The sequence below is a fragment of the Pelagicoccus enzymogenes genome, assembly GCF_014803405.1.
Taxonomy (GTDB): domain Bacteria; phylum Verrucomicrobiota; class Verrucomicrobiia; order Opitutales; family Opitutaceae; genus Pelagicoccus; species Pelagicoccus enzymogenes.
The window spans coordinates 328,976-341,507 of record NZ_JACYFG010000006.1 but is presented as its reverse complement, the minus strand read 5'-3'; the positions used below and the strand labels follow the sequence as shown (position 1 = coordinate 341,507).

At 57.8% G+C, this 12,532-nt stretch carries 11 protein-coding genes; 6 read left to right on the top strand and 5 right to left on the bottom strand.

Annotated features, from left to right (window positions below; genetic code table 11):
- Window positions 1–17: 17 nt before the first annotated feature.
- On the bottom strand, window positions 18–2,069 hold the full coding sequence (locus IEN85_RS03885; protein WP_191615749.1) for a S1 family peptidase: 2,052 nt from the start codon (window positions 2,067–2,069) through the stop codon (window positions 18–20).
- Between the two features lie 131 nt (window positions 2,070–2,200).
- On the opposite strand from IEN85_RS03885, the gene IEN85_RS03880 reads away from it, so the two are divergent.
- The 3 genes from IEN85_RS03880 to IEN85_RS03870 all read left to right on the top strand — a co-directional run bounded on the left by IEN85_RS03880 (window position 2,201) and on the right by IEN85_RS03870 (window position 5,368).
- Window positions 2,201–2,623 (top strand): YraN family protein, encoded by a 423-nt coding sequence (locus tag IEN85_RS03880; RefSeq protein ID WP_191615748.1) that lies wholly within the window; start codon window positions 2,201–2,203, stop codon window positions 2,621–2,623.
- Between the two features lie 165 nt (window positions 2,624–2,788).
- A complete protein-coding gene (gene zwf, locus IEN85_RS03875; RefSeq protein ID WP_191615747.1) occupies window positions 2,789–4,330 on the top strand; it encodes a glucose-6-phosphate dehydrogenase in 1,542 nt (513 codons plus the stop codon).
- Between the two features lie 30 nt (window positions 4,331–4,360).
- On the top strand, window positions 4,361–5,368 hold the full coding sequence (locus IEN85_RS03870) for a glucose-6-phosphate dehydrogenase assembly protein OpcA (RefSeq protein WP_191615746.1): 1,008 nt from the start codon (window positions 4,361–4,363) through the stop codon (window positions 5,366–5,368).
- 173 nt (window positions 5,369–5,541) lie between these two features.
- On the opposite strand, the gene IEN85_RS03865 is transcribed toward IEN85_RS03870, so the two are convergent.
- The 3 genes from IEN85_RS03865 to fabV form a co-directional block, all read right to left on the bottom strand.
- A complete protein-coding gene (locus tag IEN85_RS03865; RefSeq protein ID WP_191615745.1) occupies window positions 5,542–5,952 on the bottom strand; it encodes a DUF5069 domain-containing protein in 411 nt (136 codons plus the stop codon).
- A gap of 51 nt (window positions 5,953–6,003) precedes the next feature.
- Window positions 6,004–6,456, bottom strand: a complete 453-nt coding sequence (gene dtd, locus IEN85_RS03860) for a D-aminoacyl-tRNA deacylase (RefSeq protein WP_191615744.1) — start codon at window positions 6,454–6,456, stop codon at window positions 6,004–6,006.
- 127 nt (window positions 6,457–6,583) lie between these two features.
- Window positions 6,584–7,771 (bottom strand): enoyl-ACP reductase FabV, encoded by a 1,188-nt coding sequence (gene fabV, locus IEN85_RS03855; RefSeq protein WP_191615743.1) that lies wholly within the window; start codon window positions 7,769–7,771, stop codon window positions 6,584–6,586.
- Window positions 7,772–8,096: 325 nt separating this feature from the next.
- On the opposite strand from fabV, the gene IEN85_RS03850 reads away from it, so the two are divergent.
- Together IEN85_RS03850 and IEN85_RS03845 are read left to right on the top strand one after the other, a co-directional pair.
- Window positions 8,097–10,223: a protein-disulfide reductase DsbD family protein gene (locus IEN85_RS03850; RefSeq protein ID WP_191615742.1), complete on the top strand. Its 2,127-nt coding sequence runs from the start codon at window positions 8,097–8,099 to the stop codon at window positions 10,221–10,223.
- A gap of 85 nt (window positions 10,224–10,308) precedes the next feature.
- Entirely contained in the window at window positions 10,309–10,920 is a 612-nt protein-coding gene (locus IEN85_RS03845; protein ID WP_191615741.1) for a thioredoxin family protein, read from the top strand.
- Between the two features lie 11 nt (window positions 10,921–10,931).
- Here IEN85_RS03845 and IEN85_RS03840 read toward each other — a convergent pair whose 3' ends face one another.
- The gene (locus tag IEN85_RS03840; RefSeq protein ID WP_191615740.1) at window positions 10,932–11,456 is read right to left on the bottom strand and encodes a DNA-3-methyladenine glycosylase; all 525 of its coding nucleotides are present in this window, start codon (window positions 11,454–11,456) and stop codon (window positions 10,932–10,934) included.
- A gap of 77 nt (window positions 11,457–11,533) precedes the next feature.
- Here IEN85_RS03840 and IEN85_RS03835 point away from each other — a divergent pair, with 77 nt between their 5' ends.
- Window positions 11,534–12,430, top strand: coding sequence for a PfkB family carbohydrate kinase (locus IEN85_RS03835; RefSeq protein ID WP_191615739.1), 897 nt, complete (start codon window positions 11,534–11,536; stop codon window positions 12,428–12,430).
- The last annotated feature ends 102 nt before the right edge of the window (window positions 12,431–12,532 follow it).

The following is a 12,532-nucleotide window of genomic DNA, read 5'->3' as shown; positions in this document are numbered from 1 at the left end:
GATTCGCTCAGGCGATTCTAGGGGTGGGAGCTTGATCCGGAGACCGATATTTCGTAGTTTTCGACCTCGGTCTTTTCGTAGTTTATCACGTCGATGGTGATGTTCTCCCCGATGGAAACGGGCACTGTAATTTCGTAGCTCTGACGATTGGTGAGGAACTCCAGTATTTCGCCCTCGCCGTCGAAGATAGCCACCCCCGGCCTGAAGAAGCGTCCTCGTACTTTGAAAGTGAAAGAGCGGTAGTTCCTGTTGTTTCGGATGGAGAGGCGTTCGTAGTTGATTTGGTCACCATTTGATGAGGTGAACTGGCGATCCGAGCGGGTGATGGCCCGAGTCTGCTCGTTGTCGAAACCAAGGTTCTCGGAGCTGTACGATTCCACTTTGATTTCGAAACGCCCTGTCACTCCTTTGTCGAAGTTGTAGACGCCGATCATTTTCCCGCTCAGGCTAGACCCGTCCAATATCAATTCGTCGACCTCGTTTTCGGCTCCTTGGTCCGCGTAGGCGAAGGTTGAGCCGTCATGAGTATTGAACACTATGAGTTCGGCGTCGAATTCCGGAAGCACTGTGATCTTTGCCTCTCCCGATAGGTATCCGGAGTCGAGCCTCAAGAGCTTGATGTAGGTCTGCTCGCGAACATAGGGAGTGTCGCTGTTGCTCAGCTCGAAGCTCTTGTCCTCGGAGAATGGGAATGATTCGTCAGCTACAGGTAGGATGGTGACTGATTGGCCCCGGTGACCAACCGTATCAACCATCCAGTAGTTGTAATCTGGTGACGATTGGAACCTGGTATAGCTTCGGCTCTCGATCTTGCCGCTGTTCGCATTTTGATGCATGATCGCAGCTCCGTAGCTATTGGGCACCCGGTAGTCTTTGTCTTCCTCTAGGCCCGTAAATCTGATGCCGGTCCCGTACGCGTTTTCCTTGAAAAAGACCGTTTCGAATGGCCGTACGTCGAAGAGGGGGTTCTTGAAGTTTGGCGTATTCTCGATCGAAAGAGTCGCGAGGGATGCTTGGGTGGATGCAGTCTGGGGCGCTATTTGGTAGTCGGAGTCGATGAAGTAGAAGGAGCCATCCGTGTCGTCGTAGAAGTTACCCTCTTCGATATAGGGATATTCTTTGTAGTAGTGGGAAAGCGGATTCCGCCAGTGGATCCGGAGGGTCTCGGTCCTCTGTCCGGCGAAGGGCCAAAACTTGTAGCCTGCGTAGGTGCGGCCCTCTGCGTCGGTGAAGAGCTTGACCCTGCGGTGGTTTGGAAGCGCTTCCGCGACGGTGTCCGTTGAAGACAAAACAGTGTCGATCCAGTCTTTCTCTGCGGCGATGCTCGTGAAGAAGGGGACGTTGAGGTTGTGCTCGAGATTGCGAACCGAGTTGCTGGTGACTCCTGCGATGCTCCAGCTATGGCCGTCTTCGTCCCGCAGCAGGAGCGGCCCACCGCTGTCACCGGAGTAGATGCCCTTGTCGATGACGTTGCTTTCCGTGGACAAGAAGTAGTCGTAGGCGGGGTGGTTGTCCTCGTATTCGTCGATCTCTCGCAGATTAAGCTCAACCTTTTTCAGGATAGGGCTGTCGTCGTTGGTCTCGTAGTCGGTAAGTCCCCAGCCCAGGGCTGTGACTTTACGTCCGGGAACGAGACGGTTCAGGGCCCGGTTAATGGATACGGTGGGGTAGTCCTCCAGCGGTGGGTCGATTTGTATGAGGGCTAGATCCGCTCCGCGCGAGAGCCGCCTCCCCAGGAAGGAAGGATGGGTATGGATGGAAACGGGAAAGATGGGAACGTAGTGCTCATCGAGGTCGATGTTGCCCACCATGATTTCGAAATCCCTCGTTTGGTCCTCCACGCAGTGGGCTGCGGTGATAATCCAGTTTGGGGCGATGAGGGCTCCGCCGCAAAATTGCCGTTCGTCGGCGCTGGCGTCGGGATCAGGTCGCAAGAAGGCTGCCATCCAAGGAAAGTCTCCCGCGGCTACGTCATCGCCTCCGACAATGGACGGGCGGATGGGGTCCGCTGAGGCGATTTGACCCAAGGCCAGACCGGCCAGGAGGGGAGCGATTCTTGCTTTAATCAAAAGGGTTGGAATTCGTGGTTACCGGCAAATCTGAGCTTAAGTAGTTCCTGTAGGCAAGTCTCTCCTGCTGGCGATCGCCCGCCATTGCTTTCCCCCCTTGACCGCTTCCTGTAACTCGCTTGTAACGTGGCATGTTTTCTTTCCTCAAACGCATGTTCGGCCGCGACGAGCCGGAGTCCGCGGCCATCGGGCGCCGCGGTGAGCGTGAGGCGGAGAAGCTGCTGAAGAAGAAGGGCTACCAAGTTCTGGCTCGGAACTTTCGCAGCGGTCGCGACGAGATCGACCTCATTTGCCTGCAAGGCAAGACGGTGATTTTCGTGGAGGTTCGCACTCGCGCGGCCGGGGCGCTGGTGAGCGGCTACGACTCGATCAACCGACGGAAGCGGGAGGCCTTGAAGCGAGTGTGCCGCTCCTACTTCAGCATCATGAAGCCCAAGCCGCTGACCCTGCGTTTCGACGTGGTGGAAGTCGAGCACGAGGAAGGCACGGTCACTCAAGCCCGTCACTTCGCGGACGTGCCGCTTTTCTCAAAAGCGGCCAATCGCGGGCGCTGAGACCTTTTGCCCCACGAGTAGGGGCTTTCCATAAAATCCGTTTCAGTATTGGTCCAGCAGGATTCATAGGTCGCCGTTCGTTGACCAAATTAGTCCGGTTCCGCCCTTTACATAGGTCTGGAGGCCGTCAATTTCTTCGTTTCCTACCAACGGCTTACACGTATCATGTCACAGGATAAAAGACACCCATTCCTTCAAGGTCTCAGCAAGCACCGTGGGGTGCAGCCCACGATCATCACGATCTTCGGAGCGTCGGGAGACCTCTGCGCCCGCAAGCTCGTGCCAGCGATCTACAACCTTGCCGTGGACAACCTGTTGCCGGCTGACTTTTACCTGATCGGATTCGGGCGGAAGCCGATTCCGGACGCCGAGTTCCGCGAGATCGCGGCGGAATCGATTTCCAAGTTCTCCCGCCGTCCGCTCAACAAGGAGATTTGGAATCGGATCGAGAAAAATACCTATTACTGCTCCGGCGGCTACGACGAGCTGGAGGGCTTCCAGAAGCTCAACGACAAGATCAGCTCCATCGAGAAGGATGCCGGGCGCGAGATGCAAAGCGTATTTTACGTGTCCACGCCGCCGTCGGTCTTCGACCCGATCGTCAAGAACCTAGGGGAAGTTGGTTTGGCGACCAAGTACCAGGATTCGGACAAGCACACCAAGGTGGTGATCGAAAAGCCCTTCGGCAAGGATCTGGAGTCGGCCCAAGCCCTCAACCGAGCCATCCAAGGCGTCTTCCAAGAGCGCCAAGTGTATCGTATCGACCACTACTTGGGCAAAGAGACGGTGCAGGACTTGCTCGTGCAGCGTTTTGCGAACACCATTTTCGAGCCGCTCTGGAATCGCAACTACGTGGACAACGTGCAGATCACGGTGGCGGAAAGCCTCGGAGTGGGAACGCGTGGCGGCTACTACGAGCAGAGCGGGGCCACCCGCGACATGATCCAGAACCATACCATGCAGCTCTTGGCGCTCATGGCGATGGAGGCTCCGGCTTCGCTCGACGCGGAGGCGATTCGCGACGAGAAGGTGAAGCTGCTCAAGGCAATCAAGCCATTGAAACTTGGATACGAAAATCCGGAAGTGGTCCGCGCTCAATATGCCGAAGGCCTCATCGACGGACAAAAGGTGAAGGGCTACCGCGACGAAGAAGGCGTTTCGCCACAGTCCGAGACGGAAACGTATGCGGCGCTGAAGCTCGCGATCAACAATTGGCGTTGGGAAGGCGTACCGTTCTACCTCCGTTCCGGCAAGCGCATGGCGCGCCGCGTCACGGAAATCGCGATCCAGTTCAAGCGCCCGCCGTCCTCGCTCTTCAGCGAGAACGAGATGATAAATCTGGCTAACAACTCTCTCGTTTTCCAGATCCAGCCGGACGAAGGTTCGACCATTTTGCTGAATGGAAAGATTCCCGGCCTGCAGACGCGCACCCAGCCGGTCAAGATGCACTTCCGCTATTCCACGACCTTCGGTTCGAACACTCCGGAAGCATACGAGCGCCTGGTGCTCGACGCGATGATCGGGGACGGAACGCTCTTTATCCGCGGCGACGAAACGGAAGCCTCGTGGAACCTGATCACTCCCTTGCACGAATTCTGGAAAGCCGAAGGACAGCGCGGAATGGAGACCTACGCTTCCGGTTCCTGGGGACCGAACGCTGCGGACCGCATGCTCTGGGAAAAGAACCATGAGTGGCGTCGTCCTTAATCTCTGGATACGCGAATTACCGTACGAGCTATGAGCAAAACGAGTACAGTTTACGAGGCGCTGCCAGGCTTGAGCGTGCCTCTCGGTAGCGCTCTCAAGGAGCTCACCGCGATGTGGTCGCCGGTGGACGAGTCCGGCAAGCGCAAGGACAACGAGTATCGCGCCTCGCGCATGAACCTGATCGTGCACATCGGTTTCGAAGCGAGCCTCGATGAGGCGAAGGAGCTTTTCCAGACCGTGATCAGCTTTTCGCACAAGTATCCATGCCGCATGATCGTGCTTTGTCCGCAGCCTGACTCCTGGGAGTCGGAGAAGGACATGGGATGCAAGATATTCTCCGAGTGCGTTTTTGGAGAAGGAGCAGGCGGCATGAGCTGCTGCGAGGTACTGATTCTTGGATACACGCTCAGCGATCGCCAGTACTTGGAAAACCAAACTTCGGTTTTCCTGGAGGCGGATTTGCCGACTTATTATTGGCCGACGCGTTTCGGCTCGGCAGAGTTGCTGTCGGACTACAAGTTTTTCTTCAAGCAGGCAGAGCGCGTCATTTTCGATTCATCGCGGGAGTGTTTCCTCATTGATCAAGTGGATGTTCCTCAGCCGGAAAAAGTGCATGACTTGGCGTATTCGCGTCTGCTGCCGATTCGTCAGAGCGTGGGTCAGTTCCTCAGCGCCTTCCCGAAGGAAGCTATCGTTGACGGACTGGCGGAGGTGAGCTTGAGCTCCAGCCCGAGCTTCAAGTGCGAAGGCCGCGCTTTGATGAGCTGGGTGGCGAGTGCCTTGACCAAGTGCTACCCGTCTCCCGAGGAGGCCAAGAAGGCTTTACGCTTCGAGCAGCAGGAAGCAGGCGACGACGATGCGATGCCGATAATGAGCTTCGTGTATTCCAACGACAACTACGTAACCTTTACGATCGACCTAGCGAAAAGCGAGGCTCACGTGGAAGGTGACCTTGGAAATGGGAAGCAGTCGCTCACCACGGGCGTGCGTCTGCTGGATCCGGAAACCGCGCTCGCGGAGGCCTTGTTTCACGGGTAGTTTTTACTAGTCTGGTAGGGCCGTCGCTTGCGACGTGCCGCTACGGGATCCTCATTCCCTTGCACTGCGGTGCGGCGCAAGCGCCGACCCTACCAAGCAGTGCGGAGCCTCACAGAGGATAGCGCTACGGTTTGATCCTGCAGCTCGGGCGACGTGGCAGTCGCCCCTCCTGTCTAGGCCCTTTCGTCGTGGGCGATGGCTTCGAAAACGGTGCCTTCCCAGTCGTCGGGCAGATCTGGATACTTGACGGCTCGGACTTGCTTGAAACGTTCGCCGAGGGCGGTGCCCGGTCGTCCGAGGTCGACGGCGAATGCATTCCATTTTTCGCGTTGCTCCGAGGAGGTTTGGGACCTGAACCATTCCGCGATTTCCTGATCGTCCCGGGAGGAAGCGATCTTTTGCACAAGTGTTTTGGCTTCCATCTGGAAAGCCTTGAAGAAGAGCCCGTCGAGTCCCGCTGGATTGCAGTAGGAAGATTGGTAGTCCTCGGGCAGCTTCTCGGCCTGTTGCAGGCGGACTTTGTCGATGAAGCGGGCGAGGTGGTAGACGTCGGCGAGTTTTTCGGTAGGGAGTCGGAGTTTCATAAAGAGTGCGGTTCGTTGGTTATCGCGGCGCAAGGCCGCTTCCCACGGAGATTATTCTTTGTTTCGGGTGTCGAAGAGGATGGTGACGGGGCCGTCGTTGAGGAGGTCTACTTTCATGTCGGCGGCGAAGACTCCTGTTTGTACGTTTTTGCCGGTGATTTGATTCAGGGCTTGGCAAACGGCTTCGTAGTCGGCCTTTCCTTTCTCGGGCGGAGCGGCGTCGTTGAAGCTGGGGCGGTTGCCTTTCTTGTTGGAGGCGATGAGGGTGAATTGGCTGATGACGAGCAGCTCGCCGTCGATGTCGGCGAGGGATTGGTTCATGCGGCCTTCGGGGTCCTCGAAGATGCGTAGGTTGGCGATCTTGCGTGCGATCCATTCGACGTCCTCAGCGGTATCGTCCTTGTGGATACCGAGAAGGACGAGGGAACCGGGACCGATGGACGAGTGCAGTTTTCCGCCGATGGTGACGGAGGCCCGAGTGACGCGTTGGATGACGGCTTTCATGGGTGCATGGCTTGAAACCACGGATGGACGCGGATAGACGCGGATGGATTTGAATGGGTGTGAAAAAGGCGAGTCGGGTGACTCGCCTTGCTTGAAAATCGCGACCAAGGTCGCTCCTACGGGTTGCCTATTCGAAGTTGATGTCGATTTCGACGTCGGCGTCGTAGTCGACGCCCTTGACTCCGAAGCCGAAGAGCTTGAGGAACTCGTCCTGGTAGCCTTCGAAATCGGTGTACTGGTCGATGGTATCGGTTTCGATCTTGGGCCAGTTTTCCGCGATCTCGTCTTGGATCTCTGGCTGCATTTCCCAATCGTCGAGGCGGATGAGATCGAGATCGTCGGTGGGAACCTCGCCGCCGTTGTAGAGGCGGTCGGAGAAGAGGCGGTACATTTGCTCGATGCAGCCCTCGTGGTTGCCCTTTTCCTTCATGACCTTGTAGAGGGCCGTAATGTAGAGGTTGACGCCGGGGATGGCGGAGGAGGATTGGGTGACGAGGGCCTTGTTGACCGAGACGTAGGCTTTGCCGCCGATGGAGGCTACCTTCTCGTTGATGGCAGCCTTGGCGCGGCGCACGTCGAGCTTGGCTTGCCCGAGGGCGCCGTCCTTGTAGATCGGCCAGGTGAATTTGGGTCCGATGTAGTCGTAGGCGACTGTCTTGAAGCCCTCGGCAAGTACGCCGGCTTCGGTGAGGGCGTCGATCCAGAGCTCCCAGTCTTCGCCGCCCATTACCTTCACGGTGCCTTGGATTTCCTCTTCGGTGCCGGGTTCGAGGGTGGCGACTTGGATGGTCTTCTTGTCGGTATCGAGGTACTTGTTGGAGAAGGGCTTGCCGATGGGCTTGATGGCTGACTTGTAGACCTCGCCGGTCTTGGGGTCGGTACGGCGAGGGGCGCCGATGGAGTAGACGAGCAGGTCGATCTTGCCGCCCATGTCTTCCTTGATGCGCTCGATGGCTTGGGCCTTGAGCTCGTCGGAGAAGGCGTCGCCGTTGAGGGACTTGGCGTAGAGGCCGGCTGCTTTGGCTTCCTTCTCGAAGGCGACGGAGTTGTACCAACCGGCGGAGGCGCAGCGGCCGCGCTCGGAGGGGCGCTCGAAGAAGACGCCGAGGGTGTTGGCGCCGGAACCGAAGGCGGCGGAGATGCGGGAGGCGAGGCCGTAGCCTTGGGAGGCGCCGACCACCAGCACGTTCTTGGGGCCGTTCTCGACGGCGGGCTGGCTTTTGACGTAGTCGATTTGCTCTTTGACGTTAGCGGCGCAGCCGGTCGGGTGGGCTGTGATGCAGATGAAGCCTTTGATTCTCGGTTGTACAATCATGGAAGAAGTGAATTGGGTTACGCGGTTCCGCTCGAGGGAAAAGGGCTGTGTTTGCCGGAGTTTGGTGGGCAAGGCCAGATTGTTTTTCAGGGAAGAGGGATGAAGGCTAGGCCTGCGTGAGGCCTACTTGTTACGCAATCGGGGTAGTGGACAGGGCGTTCTAGCTGTTTGAAGCGCTACAGAAGGATAGCGCCGGCAATCCCGATCAGGATCAGCGCTGCGATAATGCAGAGTACGCGTCGTTCCTGTTTGGTCGTTTTGAGGAGCATTGTTTTTCGGATTGTTGGAATATTCTTAAATCTTTATCGCTCAGTATATTGTGACTATGAACCTATTTTTTCGAGTAAAGCTCTTACTGGCCTGCGCCTTTTTACTGAGCGCGACCCTGAATGCTCAACTCTCCTACAGCGTGGGACCGGTCGACACTGGCGAGGTCGAAGCTGAACTCGTCGCAGACGTGGCGGCGATCCGCCCAGGACAGGAGTTCCAGCTGGCTTTGCGCCTGAAGATGGACCCGCACTGGCACGTCTATTGGATCAATCCTGGCGACGTTGGCTTTAGGCCGGAAGTGGAATGGGAATTGCCGGAAGGCTTCGAGGTGGGGCCGTTGGAGTTTCCGGTGCCGGAACGCATTCCTTTCGAGCCGTTGGTGTCGTACGGCTACGAAGGCGAGATCTTTCTAATCGCCAAGGCCAAGGCTCCGGAGTCCTTGCAAGCGGGCCGGGAGGTCCGGATCAACGCGGCTGCTAACTGGCTGGTTTGCGAGGAAGCCTGCATCCCGGGGAATGCCAATTTGGCTATCGAGTTGCCGGTGACGGATTCGGGAGAGACGCTGGCTCCGGCGGAGTACGCGGACGAAATCGCCCAGACGCGGGAGGCCTTGCCGGTGGAGGCCGAGGGCGGAAAAGTCGCGGTTGAGGACTTGGGCGACACGCTGGTCTTCAACCTGCAGTGGGACGGCTTGCAGGGGGCGGAGCTCGAAGAGCCTTACTTTTACGTCGAGCAGGAGTCGGTTTCGAATTCGGCCAAGGCCCAAAGCTTCGACTTGGTGGGCAATCTGCTGCGCGTGGCGGTTCCGAAGGCAGATTACTTCGAACAGGTGGAATCTGGATACACAGGACTGTTGTATTCGAAAAATGGATTCGATTCGGCGGGTGGCGTGCAGGCGGTTCGGTTTTCGGTTCAAAGCGACCTTGCGGCTTTGGGAGCTACGCCCGCGAAGTTGAGCGAGGGGGCCGGGTTCGAGATCGGGTTTGGCCAAGCTTTGCTGTACGCCTTCCTGGGTGGTATGATCCTTAACCTGATGCCCTGCGTTTTTCCGGTGCTCTCGATAAAGGTTCTGGGATTCGTGCAGCAGTCCGGCGAAGACAAGGGCAAGGTTCTGCAGCACGGACTCGCGTTCACAGTGGGGGTGCTGGTTTCCTTCTGGGTTCTCGCGGGAACTTTGATTGCCCTTCGATCGGCAGGCGAAAGTTTAGGCTGGGGCTTCCAGTTGCAGCAACCGGAGTTCGTGGTCGTGATGCTGGTGGTTATGTTCCTCTTCGGCCTGAGCATGGCGGGCGTTTTCGAGATGGGGACTTCGGCGATTAGCTTGCAGGGCAAGGTTAAGGGCGAAGGTTTTGGAGGGTCGTTTTTCTCGGGAGTGATCGCAACAGCGGTTGCGACTCCCTGTACCGGACCTTTCATGGGGCAAGCTCTCGGCTATGCGTTGACGCTTTCCGCCTTTCAGTCCCTCACTGTATTCACATTTCTGGCACTGGGAATGGCGACCCCCTATCTGGTCTTGTCGGCGAATCCGGCATTGATCAACAAGTTGCCTCGTCCGGGAGCTTGGATGGAGACGTTCAAGCAAGTGATGTCCTTTCCCATGTTCGCGACATGCATTTGGCTGATTTGGTTGCTGGGGGCCCACATGGGCAACGACGGCTTGCTCTTTGTTCTAGGGGGGCTTCTGGTCGTCTCGATAGGGGCTTGGATCTACGGACGCTGGTCCACGCCGGCCCGCAAGAAGGCGACCCGACGGTTGGCCTCGGGCCTTGCTCTCTTAACGGTTGCAGGCGGCATCTGGATGATGATGCCCAAGCACATGGATGCCAGCGAGGAGAAGATTGCCTGGCAGGCGTATTCGCCCGCTCTGGTGGAAGAATTGAGCGCGTCGGGCAAGCCGGTCTTCGTCGATTTTACCGCTGACTGGTGCCTGACTTGCAAGGCGAACGAGGTGCGCCTCTTCGGTTCGGACAAGGTGTTGGAGGAGATCGAGAAGCGAGGCGTCCAGCTGGTTCAGGGAGATTGGACCAAGAAGGACGCAGTGATCACCGAAGCCTTGGCTAAGTACGGTCGCTCCAGCGTGCCGCTCTACTTGTTGTACGACGGGAAGCCAGGGTCTGAACCGAAGGTCTTACCCCAAGTCCTGAGCCCAGATGCTTTTTTGGAATCGCTCGACGAAATCTAAGCGAATGGTGGCCCGTTTTTCGTGAGACGGGTCGTCGCGCCTTTGCGACGCGCTCTCCTTGTTCAACCTAGCCCTGACAGATACCATGATTGCGAAACTTAGAAATCTCGGCGCAGCTCTGGCTGCTTGCGTTTTCATTGCTGCGACCACCGCGGCCAACATCGGGGAGGCAGCTCCTCAGTTTTCTCTTGTAGACATTAACGGTCAGACGCGGTCGCTGTCCGACTACGCGGGCAAAGTGGTTGTGCTCGAATGGACCAACTACGGCTGCCCCTTCGTCAAGAAGCATTACGGTTCCGGCAACATGCAGTCCCTGCAGGACATGGCTAAGGGCAAGGAAGTGGTTTGGCTTTCGATCTGCTCCTCCGCTCCCGGCACCCAAGGGCACATGACCGCCTCGGAGTGGCAAGCGGCCATCGCTGAAAAAGGCGTCAAGTCGTCGGCCGTGTTGATCGACGAGTCCGGGGAGGTGGGGCGTCTTTACGGCGCCAAGGTCACTCCTCACATGTACGTTATCAACGCCGAGGGAACGCTAGTTTACGACGGTGCCATTGACAGCATTCCATCGGGGCGTGTGAGCGATATCGAGCGAGCCGAGAATTACGTTGTCGCGGCTTTGGACGCCGTATTGGCCGGCAAGCCGGTGGAAAAGACCAAGGCCAAACCTTATGGCTGCGGCATCAAGTACGCTCGCTAGGGCCTTTGTCCTCACTTTTTAACTACGAATCGATACGGCCGCTGTGACCAATCGGGACCGGCGTAGCCCACTCCGACTCTCGGCGTCGCCTCCACGTGCGCGTCCGGGAGGCTGGGGCCGGATTCCAGCCAAAGGGCGTTCTCCGGGACAGCGGGGAGAGTGTTGAAGCGGCGGTCCACGCCGAGGCGTTTGGTCAAGCGCCCCGGGCCGGAAATTCCCTCCACGGCTCGTATCAGAATGGCCGCCGGATAGTCTTGCGGGCCGGTCACGAGATTCAGCATCTCATGCATGCCGTAGATGAGGTAGACGTACCAACGCCCGGCCGGGCCGAACATCACTTCAGTGCGGGCGGTGCGTCCCTTGCTGGCGTGGCAAGCCAAGTCGTCCGGTCCGTCGTATGCTTCCGTCTCGGTGATCCTAACGCGAGACACTTTCCCGTTTTCTTGCTCCACCGCGAGGGTCTTGCCCAAAAGTTCGCGGGCGAGGCGCACGGTTTGGCGCGAGTTGAAGGTTTCGGGGCGTAGGACGCGGCTCATTGGGCTGCCAGAAAAATGTGAGCGGTGGGCAAAGGCAATCGTTGCTTGGCCCTTGGGGAGCGCTCAAGCTTCCGCCCATGCTCAAAACCGTGACTTTCACCGCTAACTTGTTGGCCGAAACAACCTATGAATTTTCCCGCTGGAACGAAGGGAAGACACAGCGAGCGAAGGCCGAGTCGTTCCAAGTGGGAGGCAAGGGAATCAACGTCAGCAAGATGCTCAACAAGCTGGGGGCGGACAACCAAGCGCTCTGTTTTCCAGGTGGCGACTTCGGGCCGGCCTGCGAGCGTTGGCTGGCGGAGCAAGGGATCGAGACTTTGGCCTTCCACGAAGGTTGCGTGACGCGTTCCGGCAGCGTAGTCCGCTCCGGCGGCCAGGACGAGACGACGTTTTTGGGGGTGGACTCGGTGGTCTCGGAAGACGCGATTCGGGAGGCGGTGGCGGAATTGGACGCGATTGAAGGGCCTTTCGTTTTCGCCGTTTGCGGCTCGGTGCAGGGCTGGGAGGATCCGATTTGGGACTGCTTGCGAAATTGGGTGGAAAAGCGAGGGGAGGAAGTGACTTTTGTCGTGGACAACTACGGCCCAAGTTTGCCTTGGTTCGCCCGCCAGAAGCCGGATTTGGTTAAGTTCAACCGCGACGAACTGGAGTTGCTGTTCGAGGGTGAGGAACGAAAGCAGGAAACGCCGGAATTGTTGCGGAAGGCCCGCTTACGGTTTTCCTGCGACCGTTGGGTTGTTACCAACGGCGCGGAAGCGATTTGGGTTTTGGACGGGGAGGGCGAGGCGGTGAGCTTCGAACCGCGAAAGGTGAAATGTGTCTCGCCGGTCGGTTGTGGCGACATCGTTTTCGCGACCTTGATCGATTGCCTGTATAACAAATCCAACTACGCCCTGCTTGAGGCAGCGAAGCTCGCCAGCGAATACGCCTCCCGCAGCGCTGCCATGCCGGGAATCGCGGAGTTCGATTTATAGTTGAAGTTCAAAAGGTAGGAGCGAGCTTGCTCGCGATTGGACGTGGATTTGCGAGCAAGCTCGCTCCTACAACTGGGATTGCTATTTTCGTTGGGTCCCTTT

Coding starts and splice junctions, on each gene's coding strand:
- IEN85_RS03880 (WP_191615748.1), top strand. CDS start 2,201: ATGTTTTCTTTCCTCAAACGCATGTTCGGCCGCGACGAGCCGGAGTCC.
- IEN85_RS03835 (WP_191615739.1), top strand. CDS start 11,534: ATGCTCAAAACCGTGACTTTCACCGCTAACTTGTTGGCCGAAACAACC.
- dtd (WP_191615744.1), bottom strand. CDS start 6,456: ATGAAAGCCGTCATCCAACGCGTCACTCGGGCCTCCGTCACCATCGGC.
- fabV (WP_191615743.1), bottom strand. CDS start 7,771: ATGATTGTACAACCGAGAATCAAAGGCTTCATCTGCATCACAGCCCAC.
- IEN85_RS03845 (WP_191615741.1), top strand. CDS start 10,309: ATGATTGCGAAACTTAGAAATCTCGGCGCAGCTCTGGCTGCTTGCGTT.
- IEN85_RS03850 (WP_191615742.1), top strand. CDS start 8,097: ATGAACCTATTTTTTCGAGTAAAGCTCTTACTGGCCTGCGCCTTTTTA.
- zwf (WP_191615747.1), top strand. CDS start 2,789: ATGTCACAGGATAAAAGACACCCATTCCTTCAAGGTCTCAGCAAGCAC.
- IEN85_RS03840 (WP_191615740.1), bottom strand. CDS start 11,456: ATGAGCCGCGTCCTACGCCCCGAAACCTTCAACTCGCGCCAAACCGTG.
- IEN85_RS03870 (WP_191615746.1), top strand. CDS start 4,361: ATGAGCAAAACGAGTACAGTTTACGAGGCGCTGCCAGGCTTGAGCGTG.
- IEN85_RS03865 (WP_191615745.1), bottom strand. CDS start 5,952: ATGAAACTCCGACTCCCTACCGAAAAACTCGCCGACGTCTACCACCTC.